Consider the following 17,087-nt stretch of genomic DNA (forward strand, 5'->3'; position numbering starts at 1 on the left):
TCCAAACCTTCCCTTCTCCATGCCTGATTACCCAGCGGATGTATGGTATCCGCTCATCTGTATTACATTGCAAGTACCTGATTCCATTTCTCCTCAATGACCGGAATACCATTGGCCAGGTTATCCTTTATGGTCAGGGATTCAGGCTCGCCTGGGTAAAGTACCTTCCCGCCCTCATCCGCCGGCTCAGAGGACTTAATATCCGCAACAATCCTGTCCACAATCCCATCGGTCACGTTTACGCTGTTTGCCTTTGCCGGGTCAATGGCAATCATGATCTGTGTCAGCCCAACCTCATCCCCGAATGTCCCAATCTGCTGCACGGAATTGCCGTTGGTCAGCACCGTGGCGATTAAATCCAGCGCAATGGAGATTCCGCTTCCTTTCCAGTAGCCCATGGGAAGCACCCTCCAGGTCTTTTCAATCTCAGCCGGGTCCGTGGTCAGGTTGCCCCTGGTGTCATATCCCCCCGGCACGGGAAGCTGGATTCCCTTTAACTTGCAGTCCTCAATCTTGCCATAGGAGAACTGGGAAACAGCACAGTCAATCACAACATGCTGTCCGTTGCTTCTTGGGACCGCGAAAATGATTGGATTGTTGCCGATTTTCCGGTCCTTGCCGCCCCAGGCAGGCATGTTGGGGCATGTGTTGGACCAGCAGATTCCGATGCATCCCTGGTCCGCTGCCTGGAAGCCGTAGCTCCCGCCCCTCATCCAGTGGTTGTTGTTGCCCAGTGCAACCAACCCGATACCATACTCCTTCGCCAGTTCACAGGCCCTGTCCATTGCCAGCCTGGCATTCAGCGGACCAAACCCCCTGTGTCCGTTCCAGCGCTCAAATGCTCCCATCTGCAGTTCACATTCAGCCACGATATCCGGGTCAATCTCCCCCTTCTCCAGATATTCCACCACTCTCGGGAAACGGTTCAGGCCATGGGAGTAAACACCCGCAAGGCTGTTCTGTGCGAAAATCACAGCCGCGGCCTCTGCCCGGTCCTCCGTGAATCCCTTCTTCACAAGAACCCTCTTAAATTCGTTAACCATTGTCTCATAGGGAACTCTCTTCATCTTCATATCCTCCTGGTTTTATGTTTGGCCGATTGCATCCTGCTAATTGTTTCTTTAATTTTGCAATCGATTGCTAAAATGTTCTTAATAAAAGAGCCTGCCTCCTGGTGTTTCAACATGCCCTGCTGCTGTTCATTATAAGTTCATGATTAGACGCTATTGACAAAATACCTGTCATAAGGTATTCATCTGTATCTTTATAACAATCATTTTCACATCCTCCGGTTCATCCATCTGACAGAACGGGCGGTGGACATCATTGGGGAAAAATATGGCATAGGAACCTGGCATCATTGGAAGCATCACTTCCACGGAACCGGGATTTTCTTCGTAAAATAATGCATCCTTTTCCCTCAGGCAATCCATACGCACCTGGTTATCGCCAAAATCCGGATAATATCCGATGTATTCCCGGCCGGAAACCATATAATGCAGTTCTGCACATTCCTTATGGACCTCCGGCATCCTCTCCTCCTTTTTTCCGGTCCTGCGTTCATTTATTGATACCATGAAATCCTTACTCTCCAGCGGATACCTCCCATCCTTCATCAAGGATGCGTCCGTATTCCTGCAGTATGCAATGGCCTTTTGTATCTGTTCCAGGTTACATGCTCCACATTCCACTGCATCAATATGTCCTAAAATCATATGTACCTCTTTCTTTTTCATTAAATTGGCTTCTTGTTTTGCAATCGATTGCTAACCCTGTTTTAATAATATCATAAGCGTTTATTGATTTCAAGTGCCTTTTTATTGTCTTATTTTACGTATTTTATTAACTAATTTTGTGCAATATTACTTTTTCGGTTATTTTTCAGTATTTTAAGGCATTTTATTTTGCAGAAGTACCGCAATCGATATATTTATTGCATGCATTTATCTTATACTCTGATTTATATATATTTATTTACCTCACCGCTCATCCCCCATCGCATTCCCCCCATCGCATTCCCCCATTCCCCCATAATCCAATACCAGATATTTGACCACAAAAAACAGGAGCCACGCGTCAACACGTACACTCCTGTCCTATTACCATCATTTCCTGAACCGCTAATGATATCGCCGCTATCACCCTTCGCGGCTCCCATCTACCACTACGGCTTTGTCCTCCGTCCGCGGCTCCCATCTACCACTGCGGCTTTGTCCTCCGTCCGCGGCTCCCATCTGCCTCTGCGGCTCTGTCCTCCATCCGCGTCTTCCATCTGCCTCTGCGGCTTTGTCCTCCGTCCGTGTCTTCCATCTGTCTCTGCGGCTCTGTCCTCCATCCGCGTCTTCCATCTGCCTCTGCGTCCCCATCTCACGTCCGCATCTCCCGTATTTCCTACGTACATACGCGCACATACGCATACATCCACATGCATCCGCGTACATCCCACCCATCAAGTGCTTTCCCGCTCCACAATACGCGAAAACAACATGATTTTATCAGGATTTTCCCTTCCCTCCAGACTGTCGAGAAGAATCCTGGCTGCTTCCAGGCTCATTTCCAACAGGCGGTTATTAAGGGAGGTAAGCTTTGGATAGCAGATATCACAATACTTGGAGTTATCCACGCCCATCACCGCTACCTGCCCAGGCACCTGTACCTTCCTGTCGTGCAGGACACGGATTGCGCTGACCGCTGACAAATCCTCCCCGAAGATAACCCCCTCCACATCCGGGTGTTCCTCCAGGATCCGTTCCATCATGGCATACCCGTCCTCAAGGGTAGTGGGACATTCATAAAGCCACAGTCCTTCCCTTTTCCAGCCTTTTTTTTCCATGCCCTGTATGAATCCCTGCTGTTTGGAGAGGTTGCTTGGGGTGTGGTTAGGCAGGACAAATGCCAGCTTTTCATGGCCTTTGGCGGTGAGCATTTCCACGCAGTGCTCCACGCCTTCCCTCTCGTCCACCAATACTCCCTTTACATTGGGAAGGTCCAGATAACCGTTGGTAATCACCACCGGAACCTTTGAAAGACCGCTTTCCAATGCCCGTTTCACCGCCTCACACTGAAAGGTGGAGCCCACCAGTATGACCCCGTCCACACGCCTCTGCTCCAGCACCTTCACCGCATCCACTTTCTTGTCATCCGTAAGCCCTGTATTGAGGATCAGGCTGCAATATCCATGCTTACCCATCTCTTCCTCGATATAATATGCGATATCCACATGATGCGCATACCGGATATCCGCAATCAGTATCCCTATCATCCGGCTGGCCTTGTTCACAAGTCCCCTTGCAGTCTCGTTGGGGCTGTAATCATACTGTTCCAGCAAAGCCAGTATCTGCTTCCTGGTTTCCTCCTTGATTCCCGGCTTATTGTTCACAACCCGGGAAACCGTGCTGGCAGAAACCCCGGCTATCCTGGCTATATCATATATAGTCATATTTCCCTGCCCCTTCCCATGTAACAATATTTTTGCAATCGATTTTATACTAAAAACATTGTAGCACGGGGGCCTTTTTCCTGCAAGTGTAAAGTTGGGAATGGGTTTCCTGCCGGTTTTAACGCCAATGAGGGCGTGTCCCTCACTTTCCGGCCTCCGATGGCTGGCACAAAGGACAATAGTAAACAGTCCCGCCCAGATACGTCTCCTTCGTGTCCGCACTGTTCTGTCATGTCTGCCATCACGTCCCTGATTGCATGAAAGACCTTCTCCTCATCCTTGGCAGACCAGTCTTCCAGTTTTTTCCTTGGACGTATCCCTGCCCGCGTATCCATTGCTCCCCAATCATTCCGGGGCTATTTCCCCATTTCTGCCATATCTTCTATTTCTTCTTTTTCATCCGCACCCCAATCATTTCCTTCACATCCTCCAGCGTCTCCTTATCCCTTACCTCTATCATGAGCCATCTTCCCCCATTAAAAGGAGCCGTACCTGCATACAGTTCCTGTAGGTACGGCGAGCATCCCTTCAGTATTAATTCCGCCTCAGCCGCCTCCTTGGCGCCAATGGAAACCATACAGATAAAATATCCATGATCCGGATAAAGAGTGCAGATGGCCCTGGACCCCTTCTTATACTTCACATTCCAGCCTGTCTGCATGGAACATCTGCTGTATTCAATGCTGGGCGAAGTGACGTATGTCTTTTGCAGATAACTGCACAGCTGCTCCCAATACGGGCTATTGACAAATTCCCCAATCTGCTTCATATCCGGCTGGCAATGGGCCGGGTAAGTTTCATGCCAAACCATATCCAATTCCTCACTTTCATCTGTTTTACCAATCATATCAGAGCAAAGATGACATCAGTGTGTCATTATTATGTGTTATCATTGTCACCGTCCTGCCAGAAACTGAGTATATCATTCTGGGTAAGCCCGTCCACAAACTCCCGTTTTAATACCAGGAACTGTTCCAGTTCCAACATGACCTGGAACAGAACCGCCCTGGACTCGAATTCCTCCCTGGTCGCAGGAAGGGGCTGAAGCCTCATCTGCTGCTTTACATCCTCCAGTTCTTTAAGCAGCCCGCGGGCATTATTATATTCGTGGAAGGAACTGCTGACCGACATAAAAAGCCTGGCCAGATACCGCGCCTGACCCGGAAATGAATCGGACCATTCCAGGTGCGACCGGATCCTGCGCAGGATTAACAGCTGGTTTTTCCGCAGCCCCATATAGGCCAGATAGTATTTCGTCTCTGCCAGCAGCCTGTTTTCCATCTCCTTATACGCATCCTCTTCCCCCTGTCTCAGCATTTCCTGCAGATTGGAAAATACTGTTTCATCCCCGGAGTCCCGGAGTTTGCGCATATTGCCGCCGCACTGTCCATCCCCATTCAGCATATCGCCCATCTGAGCCAGGATACACCGGAACTGTGACTCAATCCGGTGCTGCTTCTGCCGTATCACCCCGGTTTTTCCGGGCATATAGAGGTTCATTGCCACCCCCACCCCGGTTCCAACCAGCAAAAGCAATACCTCATTCAAAATATTGCCTGCCGACACCGAGCCTTCGGTCAGGAAATGGGTCATAAGAACCGTGCTTACCGATATTCCCTCCTGCACATTCAGCAATGTGCATACCGGGGTAAAAACCAGAAGAAATGCGCCGACTGCAATGGGGCGGTATCCCAGGAAGTAAAAACACACCGGGGCCAGCAGCAGAGCCACAAGGAAGGCCGCCATGCGCTTTGCCATCACACGGATTGTCTCCCGCTTCGTGTCATGTATGCTTAAAAGGGTAATCACTGCCGCCGATGCAGCGTAATTCAGCCCCAGCCATTCCGCCGCCGCCATCGACAGAAGGCTTCCCCCTGCAATTTTTATGATTTTCAATCCATTCAAACCACGGTTCATCAATAAATCCTTTCAGGTTCCAATTTTCATTCATTGTAATTCCCTTTATTTGGAAATCATGCCCACAACGAAAACGTTGTATTTACAACATTTACCAGATTATGGAATCATCAATCCAGCATTTCCAGAACTTCCAGAAAAACATGGTTCAGCTCTTCCCAGCCGTTCATCCTGTCATCGGCAAGGACGGATGCGGCGGCCTTCTGCCGTTTTAGCTCCTGTTCAATGAAATCCTGTATAACCGGAATCCTCTGTCCCTTTTCACTTTCGCCGCTTCTCTTTTTTATCTCCAGAAGTTCCTCAATGCCTGCCCGTAAATCCCCCGGCATTTCCATCTTCATCAGGTCATCAAACAGTACCGGGGGCGGACAGCCCTTCTCCAGTATATAACGCCCGGCCAGCAATGGCCGCAGCGCATAAAAATATTTTTTGTATCTGACCTGATTCTCCTGAAGGAACTGGTCACAGGTGTTCCCGGCCGTGCCGCAGTAATGATGGACCGCCGCCTTTACCGAAAAGCATGGGGCAGCGGCATCATGAATCCTGTTCCAGATGTCTGTTGTCTTATATACCACGGGCGAATTCCCCCACTCAAACAGGGTGGCGTTTCCTCTGTGGAAATGCTTCAGCGTTTTTTTAAGGTCCCACCCATTGATATCCAGCACCTCATCCATCTGCCACTCTATCACGTCCCTCGGCTCATCCAGGCGCAGATAATCCTCCCTGGCCCTTACGTATATGAACCGGACATCGTAATCACTGTCCGGTGAAGCAAATCCCCATGCCCGGCTCCCGGACTCCACTGCATGGAGTATTGTCACATGCTCCTGCTTTTCAATCTCCTTCAGCTTCATCTGGATCTCATCTATGATTCCTATCATCAGTAATCCCCCTCTATGGCCTTCCTGTTCACATATTCCACAAATGCCTCCACCTTTTCCATATCCGGATTATCTGGAAGGATTGTATTCTTCGTTGCCTGTAGAAGCCGCTCCTCGTAGTCCTTTAGCATGTCATAGAAATCGCTGCCAAAGGTCCCGTCCTCCTTCTGAAATCCTCCGGACCGTATCCTGAGCAGCAGATCAAGGTCAGACCTTCTGTTTGTCCGGATTTCCCCTTTTTCCAGGATATCCACTGCCATCATGAACAGCCGGATAAGATGCATGGCATGTTTGTTCAGATGGTTATCATCCTTCTTTTTGTTCCGTTTTCCAATCTTATCATAATCCTTTACAACGCTGTGCATGATGGACCACATATTCTCATAATCCCGAAGGGGCATATGCCTGTAATGGGCATCCACAAATATCTCTGTCTCCAGCAGCGGATTCTCCGCCTTATCAATATAGAGACGGATACTGCCTTTGTCAAAATCAGCATACCGCCGTTCAAAATCCTCCAATGCATTTGTCACCGAGTTGAAGATATGGCGTTCCCTCTCTGTCTGCGGCATGGAGTCCCTGGCAATTGCGTTCTGCAGACGCCGCAGCTGGGCGCCCGCATATCCGCCAAAGGACTTGGCTGCGCGCTTGGACAGGAACATTTTCCTGTTGTCCAGAAGCTCCTGTCCAAGACTTGACTTTATCAGGTACTGGTCATGGTCCAGGCCCAGGATCTCGCATGTATTGGGGTTACACTCCAGCAGCAGCCTCACCATTTTGTTAAATGAATAGATAACCGTATCCGTACCGCTGTCCTCATACTGCTCAAACTCCGTCAGACCAATCAGGTCCGAGGGCATGTTAAGGGTAATTCCCCTGAAGTCAATATCGCTGTTTTCATTATTCGTCCCGTAGGCATGGCTTCCGCCCAGCCCAAGAAGCATAATCCGCCTGCCCAGCCTTGGCTCGGTCCTCAAGAAGTCATACCGCGGGATGGTCATAAGGTGTCTGAAGTCCGGTTGTCTTGTCAAATTCCTGTCCTCCCTGTATTATGTTTACCTGAAAATGAATCATTTTCATCTATATTATCTAATCTATATTATAGCGTAACCTTTTCCGTATTAAAAGAAAAAGAAGAGTCATCAAGACTCCTCTGTTTCCTCTTTCCCGTATTTATGGATATCTTTTTTCTGTCTCAGTGTATTAGGTCCCAGGAACTCCCCGTCCGTCCAATGGTTGTTAAATGTCTCAACCTCCCTGGCCCGGGCCTCCAGTTCCTTCGTGGACTCCTGCTCTCCCTGCTTCATTGTCATCACCTCAGGGATAGTATGGCCGCCAGGCCGGGATGGTATGCAGGGCAATCTTGTACAGACCCTATATTTTCAAAAAATAATACAGATTGATTCCCTCAATGGATATACCCATATATGGATTGTCAAAGACCTCCCTCACACCCTTCACTACCCTGATGAATGTCTTGTGGAACTCTGTCTCGCTTTCCACTTCCACAGGATTCCATACGGATGTATACTCCGCAGTAGGGCCTTTTAATTCACAGCCCCGCCTGTCCCCGCAGATCATATAAGACATGGCCAGCCTTGCGCTTATGTAAATCCCAGTCTCAAGATATATCCTGTCTGCCACGTCTTCCCATGTCCTAATTAAGACATCCTCCGTAAATTTTTCCGGTCCCAGACCTGCAAATATAACGATGTACCGCTTTGTCAGCATCTATTTCAGCCTTTTTTATTTAGTATATTGGAGGCTGCCTGGCATTATTCTGGGTAGGCACGGCCATAAAAGTAATGGGACAGTTAATTCCCCGCGTAACGGAGGATCATGATATGGGTTCCTTCTTTCTTCGATACTTCATGGCTTTTCATGATACTGAAGCCTGTACGGAAGGTTAACTGGACCACATCTTCCCTATTATGGGTATACAGGATCAGAACCGAACCTTTTTTCAGAAAGTCAGGGATTATCTGAAAAAACCGTTTGTAAATATCATAGACCTCATCATCTGTCAGACGGCCAATCTTAAAGGGCATATTGGTAATCACTTCGTCAAAGAGATAGTCATGTGTAAACTGGAAGAAATCCCGGTTGATAAAGTGGATGACCTGCCTTGCCGCCTCTGCGTTCTCCCTGGCTTTCAATATGGCGTCCTCCTGGATATCGATTCCGTATGAGGTATTGGCCCGGACTGCTTTATGGCGTTCAATCAGCATGGTCCCTACCCCGCAAAATGGATCCAGGACCTGTGCATCCTCTTTCATGTATTCTTTTGCAAGCGCTGCGGTCAGGGCCGCGTTAACCGGCTTTATGCTGGTGGGGATCACTTCCCTGCGGTAGGAAAACCGCGTGTCCTTCAGGGTAAACAGCTTTACCATGATGTTGCAGTTCCCCAGCTTATTTTCAATTAACCGCAGCTCAAATTCGTAATTTTCCGTTGTGTTTATCAATTTCCTGTCTGATAATGCTTCAATCTTAGAAGCCACCTTTTTCAGGAACACGCTTTTCTGGCCCAAATCCTTCTTACTCTTTAACTCCAGCCGGAAATGATAGGGCGGGTTTCCTTCATGGCTTTTTGACAGGAAGGATAGCAGCGGGGAATCAACCACTGTATGGGCAATCTTATCCGGTTCCATTTCGCTGGTTTCCATGCCCCTTACCACAAACAGCAGCTCCTGATAGGTGCGGATTCCCTTAATCCAGTTAAGATTGGTAACCCTTGCCATGATCCCGGCTCCCATAAGCTTTATTTTCGCATTTGGCTCCAGCTCCATCAGTTCACCGGCGGTCAGCTCCCGGTAATTCCGGTTGGTAATCAGAAAGATGTCATAGGCTTTATCCCAGCCAATGAATTTATGGGCGGAAACCCCTTCTATGTGGACAATCAGGAAGGATAGCTTCCTCATTTCTTCCATTACATGCTTCTGGTTTTCTTCCGTAACCTTTTCTTTTCCCAACACAGCCAGCTGCTCTTTTATGGCATCCATATACTCCCTATAATCAAAGTTGCCGATGGCTGATAAGTAGGAACTCTTAACAAACCTCTGCCCATCCTCCTGATATGCCTTCCAGATAGGCGCCAAAAACAACGGATTCCTCAAATCCCCCATCAGCAGCGCTGCATTCTTCCTGGTCTTGGCATCTTCCGACTGCAGCAGGTTGATAAGGACCGCCTCCTTGCCTTCCAAAAGGGATGAAAGCTTCCTCCGCTCCCCATTGTCCTTTATTTCCTGCCTGATTTTACTGAGATTCTGTCTTACTTCCTGTCCATCCTGGATCTGCTCCCATAATTCCTGTATCATAGTTCTCCTTGCGTTTATTATATTTATAGTTACCGCTGTTACTGCTGTCCTTATTTAATCATCCGTGGAAAAGCCAGGAAACATATATCCCTCCTGTAAGACACATAAATAAGTATGCATGTCTTATATTATAGCGCATCTTTTCCCTTAATAGAAGAAAAAGAAGGGACAATATGATTTCCTTGCCCCCTCTTACCCGTATTTATGGATTTTTTATCTTTTCCTTGTATCAAAACCCATGAGGAAATTGTATTCAGACAATTCACAACCAGGAAGCATATTATATACATCTGCTGTGACTCTCTGCAATGAATACTTTTCTTCATACGTCATTTAACCTAAAGCGGCTTACCCTGCTTTTCAGAACCTGGGACTGTCCGTAGAGTTCTTCGGACGCGGCGGCTGACTCCTCTGCAGTGGCAGAGTTGGTCTGAACTATTTCGGATATCTGGTCGATGCCTGCGGAAATCATTTCAGTCGCGGCTGCCTGCCTTTTTGAAGCCTCCGCGATTTGGTTTATTTTAGATATCATATCATCGGTACCACCAGCTATATTCATGAGCGAGGCTGCGGTTTCTTCCGCTACTTTTGTTCCATAATCAACCAGAGAGAGAGACTGCTCAATCAATGCCTCCGTGCTCTTTGAAGCATCTGATGATTTGGTTGCCAGGTTGCGCACCTCCTGAGCCACCACGGAAAATCCTTTGCTTGATTCACCAGCCCGGGCCGCCTCCACAGCGGCATTGAGGGCCAATATATTGGTCTGGAACGCGATATCATCAATCGTCTTTATGATTTTTCTGATTTGCGTAGAGTTTGCATTGATTTCTTCCATCGCATGTTTCATTTCCTGCATCTGCTGGTTACAGGCCAGAATATTTGCGCCCATTTCACCTGCCGCTGTTTTTACCAATTGTGAGGTTTCCGCATTCTCCCTCACCTGCTGGGATATCTCTGACATGGTCGCTGCCAGTTCTTCCACCGAGCTGGCCTGGGCTATGACACCCTGCGAAAGTATCTGTGCACCGTTGGAAACCTGGTCTGCCCCGCTGGCAACCTGGTCTGAGAACATGTTGATTTCTGAAATGGTCTCATTCAGAGAATTAAGTACAATAAACAGGGACTCCTGTACCGGCCGAAAATCCCCCTGGAAATCATCATAGCACGGTATTTTCAGATTGCTGTCGGCCAGCTGCTGCATAACCCTGGAAATCGCATCCATGTAATAGGAAATCTTGTCTGACATTTGCCGCATACTGTTTGAAAGGCTTCCCAACTCATCCTTTGATGTATATTTTACATCAATTTTCAGATGTCCCTGCTCCATCTGCCTGGCTGCAGATTCCAGTTCCTTAATCGGTCTGGTAATGCTGCGGGTGATATAGACTCCAAAAAGAACGCTTACAAGTACACTGGCTAACCCCAACACAGACAATACAACAATAAATTTTGTCTGCGCGGCGCGCAGATTCATAATCAATGCATCTGCTTTCTTGTCCGCTATTTCAATAAGTTCATCCAGTTCCGCCTGTGCTTTATGGATGGTTATGATATTATTTGCCTCCATATAGGCAGCAGCTTCTGCCTTTTGATCCTGCACCGCAAGTCCCAGGACATGCTCACGCTGCGGCGCGAGTTCAGTCAGCGCCGCCTGGAGCCGATCCACAATTGCCTGGTCTCCCAAAAAATCTTTCTGGATAATAGGTATCTGTTCCTGGATCTTGCTTTCACACGCCCTGGCATTATTTAACGCCTGCTCCGTATCCGCCTGATTGGTACTGGCGATGGCACGAAATACAGATTTCTGCATTGCCTCAAAACTGGAATTAACCGTATTCGCCGCATTCAGGACTTTGAAGGGGCCATTATAGAACACCTCCACTTTTTTCCTGATACTTATTAAGTTTCCAATACTCACGGCAATGCTGATTACCAATAAACTCAGAACAAATGCATAAGAAATCGTGAGTTTTTTACTGACTTTAAAATTCTTCATAGCTATTTTTCCTCCTGTTACCGAATCATTCCATTTTCCCCGTTCCATATGGATCAGACTGAATCAAAACAGAGGTTCCCAGCATTTGTTCCTTCTTTAATAATTCCAAAAATGATTCCGCGTTCATCGGTCTGGCAAAATAGTAGCCCTGTCCATGGTCACAATGATATTGATGCAGCAGATTCAGCTGCTCCACCGTCTCAATCCCTTCCGCTAAAGAGCGTGTCATGGGAAGCTCGCGGCAAATCTGCATCGTGTTTTTCATGACAATGCGGCTCTTTGCATCGCTGCTTAATTTATCTACCAGAGACTTGTCAAATTTAATCTCATTAAAATCAAGTGTAGTCAGAATAGACAGGTTGGAGTATTTTGAACCAAAATCATCCAATGAAACAGAAAATCCCTCCGCCGCAATCTGGTTCATTAAGTCAATCAATTGCTGCGGATCCAATTTACTGATACTTTCGGTTACCTCTATGGTAATCTTTTCCGCAGGAACTCCATATTCCTGGCAGATTTGTTTGATTTGGCCCACAACATCGGAGGCCATCAGTGTAACACGGGAAAAATTAGAGGAGATATGGGTTTCAATCCCCTGCTTCTTCCAGTTCTCCCAATCGGCACAGACGGTCTGGAATACAAATAGATCCAAATGGCAGATTACACGCTCCCTTTCATAATGGGGAATGAAACGATCCGGCAGGATTAAGTTTCCCCGCTTGCTCCTTTTCCGCACCAGGGCTTCCGCACCGATAATCCGCCCGGTTTTAAGGCAGATCTGAGGCTGATAATGGACCTCAAAGCGGTGGTCGGCAATATCCCTTAAAAGCTCCGTGGCAATACCTGCGCGTGCCATTCTGTCACCTTGCAGGATGGCATGGTAATACCGCTGCTTTTCTGCATACATCAGGTCATCAGCCTTCAGGATTTCTTCGTCAGCCGATACATTCCCTTCATTCCAGGTATGGCCAATGGATACGTCATACTCTTTGTTCTTATCAAAATCCTGAATCAGCTTCTCTGTAAGCGCCTGAAAGTCCTGTTTATCCATATTGGGGCAAAGCACCGTAAACTCATCTCCGCCCACCCGGTATGCTTCACATTCCACGTGCAGTTTCAGGATATCTGCCACTTTTTTTATCACCTGGTCGCCATATTCATGGCCATTGCTGTCATTGATTTTCTTCATTCCATTGATGTCGATATAGATGACACCTAAGGAACGCAGGGTTTGATTGGAAAGCTTATCCAACATTTTTATAAAGCTGTTCCGGTTCTGGAGGCCAGTTAGTAAATCCGTATAGCTGAATAATTCGAGGGTCTGGATCAGCCGGCGCCGCTCCATTTCCTCCAATACAAAGCTGCATACACTACGGAGCAGGGATAGATCCTCCGTGCTCTCTGTCGGATTGTCAACACCGAGGAAACCGATTATCTGACCATTTTTCTTAAGCGGGGCGGCGGCAAGGCTTTCAATCCCCTGGTCTTTTAAGATACGGTAATCAGGTGAATCAACTGCCAGGTCCTTATCCAGGGAGGTAATAAAAAACTCTCCGTCAATCTTAAATTTGTGATTCCAGTCCCTGATGTATTCCATTGGGATATTTTTTAAAACTTCTATCTGACGCAAAATACCAGGGACGCACCATTCAAAGGTGTTATCAATGTGGTTTTCTCTGTATTCAAAGATATATGCCCGGTCAGCCGCATAAAAGCGGCATATGGTCTCCAAAAAGCGGTTCACCGCCGCGTTGACATCTGCTTCACTGGAAAGTGTCTGAATACAGTCCACCAATGTTTCTTCCACTGTAAGGCGGTTCGAAACACGGTCGAATTTTTCTTTCTGGGCAGTAACATCCCGCGCAATTTCAAGCCGGCGATATTTCCCTTCATACAAAACCAGGATATCCGTGATGTCAAACCACATCCGGAGCTTTCCGTTATAATGCTCCCAATGATATGGCTGGCCTGGCGCCAGTTTACTGTTTGTACAGAATGGGCAGACACTGTCCAGTCCCTGAATCAACTCATAGCATTTTCTTCCATAAGTATCCTGCGCATGCTCGAATCCGTATAGGGAGGCTGCCGCCTGTGTCATATATATTACTTCGTTGGTATCCGTATCCGTAGCATAGGCCACCAGATTCTGCTGGTTTATAATAAATCGTTCAAAAAAAGTTTCGTTCACAGTATACCTCCCGGATAATCAGACTGCAGGGACTAAATATTTTTCTATTTCCAACGCAAGGGTATCAAAACTTAAAGGCTTCGCCATATGACCGTTCATCCCGACGGCCTCTGCATTCCGGATGTCCTCAACAAAAGCATCGGCTGTCATTGCAATAATCGGTATCGTTACGGCATCTGTACGGTTAAGCGCCCGGATTGCACGGGTAGCCTCATAACCGTTCATCACCGGCATCTGTATATCCATTAAGATCAGGGAATAGTAGCCGGGAGTGCTCGCCTGAAAAAGCCTGATTGCTTCCTCGCCATTTACCGCGGCCTCCAGCCTGGCTCCAAAGCCGCCCAAAAGCTCCATGGCAATTTCCCGGTTCAGCTCATTATCCTCTACAAGCAGGATTGTCTTATCATGCAAATCATAGGTTTTGGGTTCCTGGCTTGATGTCTCCTCACCTTTTAAATACTTCATCATGCAGTTCCTGAATGTGGATTGGAAAAAGGGCTTTTCTATATGTCCATCGATACTGGCAGTTATCCCGTTTTTGATTTCGCTCCAATCGTAGGCGGATATAATCAGCAGCGGCGGTTCCCCCGCAGCTTCCCTCCGGACCTGTTCTACCACAGCTGAACCATCCCGCCGGAGCAGCTCCCAATCCATAATCACCATCTGATAGCTTTCTCCAGCCTTCTGACGACCACGGATATGGGATAGCGCTTCACTGATGCTTCCTGCGCAGTCTGTCCCAACCCCCAGGCCGCCCAGGGCCTGCTGTGCATCTTTTAGGACAACCGGATCTGTATCCAACAGCAGAATATTCCCACATTCATCAATACATTCAATTGGAGGAACCGGAATGTGCTGCATCGGCAGCGTCACACGGAACGTGGTCCCCTGTCCCGGCAGGCTGCCCAGTATAATGTCGCCGTCCATCAGCTCCGTGAGCCGTTTCACAATGGCAAGGCCAAGGCCGCTGCCTTCAATCCGGTCGGTGCGGCTATCGCGTTCCCGGGCAAACGTCTCGAAAATATGTTCCTGAAAATCCTCCTTTATGCCGGGTCCTGTATCCGAAACCGTAAAGGAGAGGGCAGCGTTATTCTCCAGCTGTTCCACCTCAAATACAATCTGTCCATTTTCAGGCGTGAATTTAGAGGCGTTGGATAAGAGGTTCAATAATATCTGCCGCAGACGCAGTTCATCGCTGTAAAAATGCTCCTGTCTGACATTCATTAAATGAACCTTGAACTTCTGCCGCTTTGCACGGACATTGGGCAGGGTAATCATGATAATCTCCCTGACTAAATCAGGCAGCGAAAGGGGCGCCATATGTATGGACACCTTTCCGCTTTCAATCTGCGACATATCCAGCACATCATTGATCAGGCCCAGAAGGTGGTGGCTGGAGAGCCGGATTTTGTGCAGGCAGTCCTTTACACGTTCCGGATCCTGGAGGTGGGCGTCGGCAATCTCCGTCATCCCGGCAATCACATTCATGGGTGTACGTATATCATGGCTCATCCGGGAGAGGAACTCCGACTTGGCCGCGTTCGCCAGCTTGGCGGCCTCCAGTGCCGTATTGAGCATTTCCGTGCGCTCTTCCAGCTGGTGCTGGAGTTTTCTAAGCTCTGTAATATCCGTAATGTCAATAAACACCACCAGGTAAACCGGATCATCGGCAATGGCGTCAATACAGGTGCCATGGAGCTGCAGCCAGCAGTCCCTGCCATGCTTATCCTTGACACGGATGGATTCATCCAGTTCCAGTGCCTCCCGCCTCCGCAATTCCGGGAGCAGGGCCTCAATGACCTGGCGGCTCTCGGGCTGTAAAACCCCCATAAAATCAGTATCAGCCAGATGCTCCAGATCCACATCAAAAAAATCCTTGATGCGGCTGCTTGCATCAATCATGATAAGCCGGTCCGGTAAGACCCGGTACTTGACAATAAAACCGGGGACGTGTTCATAAGCAACGCTTTTATCCTGCTGGGCCTGCAGCAGTTCGGTGACATCAATCATGGTGGTATAAGCCATCTGGATCCCGTCCTGATATTCATTGGTAAAGAAATCCACCAGCTTCACCCAGCGCGAGGAGCCGTCCGGGAGCTTCAGCGGCAGATATGTCTCAAAGCTGTCCTCCCCCGCAGCGGACATGTTGTCTATTTTATTGCAGAGGATATCCCAGGTCTCCAGGTTATCCATGAAATACTCATCACAATGATTATGGAACCTGGCCTCATATTCGGGCTTGGTGTACCCGATGAGCTGATAATAAAAATCATTGGCCCAGACCACGGAGAAATGCTCATCCACCTTATGCTTGCTGACGCTGACCTTCATAGCCCGCATCATCATTTCCAGCTCATTCTTCGTCTGAACAAGCTCTGTCACATCTGTCATGACCGTGTAGGAGGTGCGGTAACCATCCACATATTCATCTGTAAAAAAGCTGACCAGCTTTACCCAATAGCTGGAGCCATCCTCGTATTTCATGGGGACAATCATTTCATATTTATCCTCCCCCTTCTCCAGCACAGATGTGACCTTCCTCGTAAGCAGGTCCCAGCCTTCCGGGTTATTGGCATAATATTCATCCGCATGGTTGTGGAACAGGGACTCATACTTTGGCTTCGGATAACCAATCAGTCTGTAGTAAAATTCATTGGCCCAGATACAGGTGAAATGCTCATCCACCAGATGCGAGCTGACACTGACATTGAGCGCGCTCATGAGCATTTCCTGCTCACGTGTCATTGTTTCATAGTTTTGCTGTGCGCGCATCTGCTCTTTCTGGGCCAGCATCATTTCCGTCACATCAACCATGGTGGTGTAGGCGACCCGGTACCCGTCCATATACTCCTCTGTAAAGGCAGCCTGCAGCTTAATCCAGAATGGGGAACCATCCGGATAGACCATGGGCAAATAGACCGAGTACCCTTTTTCCCCGCCTGCCAGACTGGATTTTATCCTATCCGTAAGCATTTTCCACCCCTCCGGGTTGGTTTCAAAGTACCTGTCGCATTGGTTTTGAAAACGGGCTTCGTACTCAGCCTTGGTATAACCAATCAGCTCATAATAGTAGTTGTTGGCCCAGATGCAGGTAAGGTGCTCATCCATAAGGTGCTTACTGACACTGGCGCCCAAAACTCCCATCAGCATACTGTATTCGTTATTGAGTTGCTCATAGCTTAAATTGATTTCCACCTGGCTCTCCTCCATCGTATCTTCTGGTGTAAATATCTTTTGGCGCTAATATCTTATGGCGATAATATCTTATGGCGTTAATATCCTGTGGCACTAATAAATCCTATCTTCCCTGGCGGAAAACAGGCGCCCCGGCTCCGTCGCCATCCCCTCCTGT

General features: G+C 48.1%; 14 protein-coding genes. All 14 read right to left on the reverse strand.

The window, feature by feature from the left end; all coding sequences use genetic code 11:
- Window positions 1-62 precede the first annotated feature (62 nt).
- The gene (gene yiaK, locus MCJ35_RS21890) at window positions 63-1,073 is read right to left on the reverse strand and encodes a 3-dehydro-L-gulonate 2-dehydrogenase (protein WP_240299653.1); all 1,011 of its coding nucleotides are present in this window, start codon (window positions 1,071-1,073) and stop codon (window positions 63-65) included.
- Between the two features lie 168 nt (window positions 1,074-1,241).
- Window positions 1,242-1,715: a NanQ anomerase/TabA/YiaL family protein gene (locus MCJ35_RS21895; RefSeq protein ID WP_025485291.1), complete on the reverse strand. Its 474-nt coding sequence runs from the start codon at window positions 1,713-1,715 to the stop codon at window positions 1,242-1,244.
- Window positions 1,716-2,138: 423 nt separating this feature from the next.
- Window positions 2,139-2,450: a hypothetical protein gene (locus MCJ35_RS21900; protein WP_240299654.1), complete on the reverse strand. Its 312-nt coding sequence runs from the start codon at window positions 2,448-2,450 to the stop codon at window positions 2,139-2,141.
- Window positions 2,450-3,439, reverse strand: a complete 990-nt coding sequence (locus MCJ35_RS21905) for a LacI family DNA-binding transcriptional regulator (protein ID WP_227796812.1) — start codon at window positions 3,437-3,439, stop codon at window positions 2,450-2,452. The genes MCJ35_RS21900 and MCJ35_RS21905 overlap by 1 nt, the downstream gene beginning before the upstream one ends.
- Before the next feature lie 382 nt (window positions 3,440-3,821).
- A complete protein-coding gene (locus tag MCJ35_RS21910; RefSeq protein ID WP_025485285.1) occupies window positions 3,822-4,250 on the reverse strand; it encodes a DUF3788 domain-containing protein in 429 nt (142 codons plus the stop codon).
- A gap of 68 nt (window positions 4,251-4,318) precedes the next feature.
- Window positions 4,319-5,356: an aromatic acid exporter family protein gene (locus tag MCJ35_RS21915; RefSeq protein ID WP_025485284.1), complete on the reverse strand. Its 1,038-nt coding sequence runs from the start codon at window positions 5,354-5,356 to the stop codon at window positions 4,319-4,321.
- A gap of 110 nt (window positions 5,357-5,466) precedes the next feature.
- A complete protein-coding gene (locus MCJ35_RS21920) occupies window positions 5,467-6,237 on the reverse strand; it encodes a nucleotidyltransferase domain-containing protein (RefSeq protein WP_025485283.1) in 771 nt (256 codons plus the stop codon).
- Window positions 6,237-7,238 (reverse strand): nucleotidyltransferase domain-containing protein, encoded by a 1,002-nt coding sequence (locus tag MCJ35_RS21925; protein ID WP_034577462.1) that lies wholly within the window; start codon window positions 7,236-7,238, stop codon window positions 6,237-6,239. The genes MCJ35_RS21920 and MCJ35_RS21925 overlap by 1 nt, the downstream gene beginning before the upstream one ends.
- A gap of 141 nt (window positions 7,239-7,379) precedes the next feature.
- Window positions 7,380-7,544 carry a hypothetical protein gene (locus MCJ35_RS21930; RefSeq protein WP_168164722.1) on the reverse strand — a complete coding sequence of 55 codons (165 nt, stop codon included), beginning with the start codon at window positions 7,542-7,544 and terminating at the stop codon, window positions 7,380-7,382.
- Between the two features lie 67 nt (window positions 7,545-7,611).
- Complete coding sequence (locus MCJ35_RS21935; protein WP_008720217.1) at window positions 7,612-7,968, reverse strand: hypothetical protein; 357 nt, start codon at window positions 7,966-7,968, stop codon at window positions 7,612-7,614.
- Between the two features lie 83 nt (window positions 7,969-8,051).
- Complete coding sequence (locus MCJ35_RS21940) at window positions 8,052-9,551, reverse strand: methyltransferase domain-containing protein (RefSeq protein ID WP_025485280.1); 1,500 nt, start codon at window positions 9,549-9,551, stop codon at window positions 8,052-8,054.
- A gap of 322 nt (window positions 9,552-9,873) precedes the next feature.
- A complete protein-coding gene (locus MCJ35_RS21945; RefSeq protein WP_025485279.1) occupies window positions 9,874-11,547 on the reverse strand; it encodes a methyl-accepting chemotaxis protein in 1,674 nt (557 codons plus the stop codon).
- Between the two features lie 25 nt (window positions 11,548-11,572).
- Window positions 11,573-13,735, reverse strand: a complete 2,163-nt coding sequence (locus MCJ35_RS21950) for a sensor domain-containing phosphodiesterase (RefSeq protein WP_025485278.1) — start codon at window positions 13,733-13,735, stop codon at window positions 11,573-11,575.
- 18 nt (window positions 13,736-13,753) lie between these two features.
- On the reverse strand, window positions 13,754-16,930 hold the full coding sequence (locus MCJ35_RS21955) for a hybrid sensor histidine kinase/response regulator (protein ID WP_025485277.1): 3,177 nt from the start codon (window positions 16,928-16,930) through the stop codon (window positions 13,754-13,756).
- Window positions 16,931-17,087: the final 157 nt, after the last annotated feature.

It is taken from the genome of Enterocloster sp. OA13, from assembly GCF_022440595.1.
Lineage (GTDB): Bacteria > Bacillota > Clostridia > Lachnospirales > Lachnospiraceae > Enterocloster > Enterocloster hominis.

Coding starts and splice junctions, on each gene's coding strand:
- yiaK (WP_240299653.1), bottom strand. CDS start 1,073: ATGAAGATGAAGAGAGTTCCCTATGAGACAATGGTTAACGAATTTAAG.
- MCJ35_RS21895 (WP_025485291.1), bottom strand. CDS start 1,715: ATGATTTTAGGACATATTGATGCAGTGGAATGTGGAGCATGTAACCTG.
- MCJ35_RS21900 (WP_240299654.1), bottom strand. CDS start 2,450: ATGGGTGGGATGTACGCGGATGCATGTGGATGTATGCGTATGTGCGCG.
- MCJ35_RS21905 (WP_227796812.1), bottom strand. CDS start 3,439: ATGACTATATATGATATAGCCAGGATAGCCGGGGTTTCTGCCAGCACG.
- MCJ35_RS21910 (WP_025485285.1), bottom strand. CDS start 4,250: ATGGTTTGGCATGAAACTTACCCGGCCCATTGCCAGCCGGATATGAAG.
- MCJ35_RS21915 (WP_025485284.1), bottom strand. CDS start 5,356: ATGAACCGTGGTTTGAATGGATTGAAAATCATAAAAATTGCAGGGGGA.
- MCJ35_RS21920 (WP_025485283.1), bottom strand. CDS start 6,237: ATGATAGGAATCATAGATGAGATCCAGATGAAGCTGAAGGAGATTGAA.
- MCJ35_RS21925 (WP_034577462.1), bottom strand. CDS start 7,238: ATGACCATCCCGCGGTATGACTTCTTGAGGACCGAGCCAAGGCTGGGC.
- MCJ35_RS21930 (WP_168164722.1), bottom strand. CDS start 7,544: ATGAAGCAGGGAGAGCAGGAGTCCACGAAGGAACTGGAGGCCCGGGCC.
- MCJ35_RS21935 (WP_008720217.1), bottom strand. CDS start 7,968: ATGCTGACAAAGCGGTACATCGTTATATTTGCAGGTCTGGGACCGGAA.
- MCJ35_RS21940 (WP_025485280.1), bottom strand. CDS start 9,551: ATGATACAGGAATTATGGGAGCAGATCCAGGATGGACAGGAAGTAAGA.
- MCJ35_RS21945 (WP_025485279.1), bottom strand. CDS start 11,547: ATGAAGAATTTTAAAGTCAGTAAAAAACTCACGATTTCTTATGCATTT.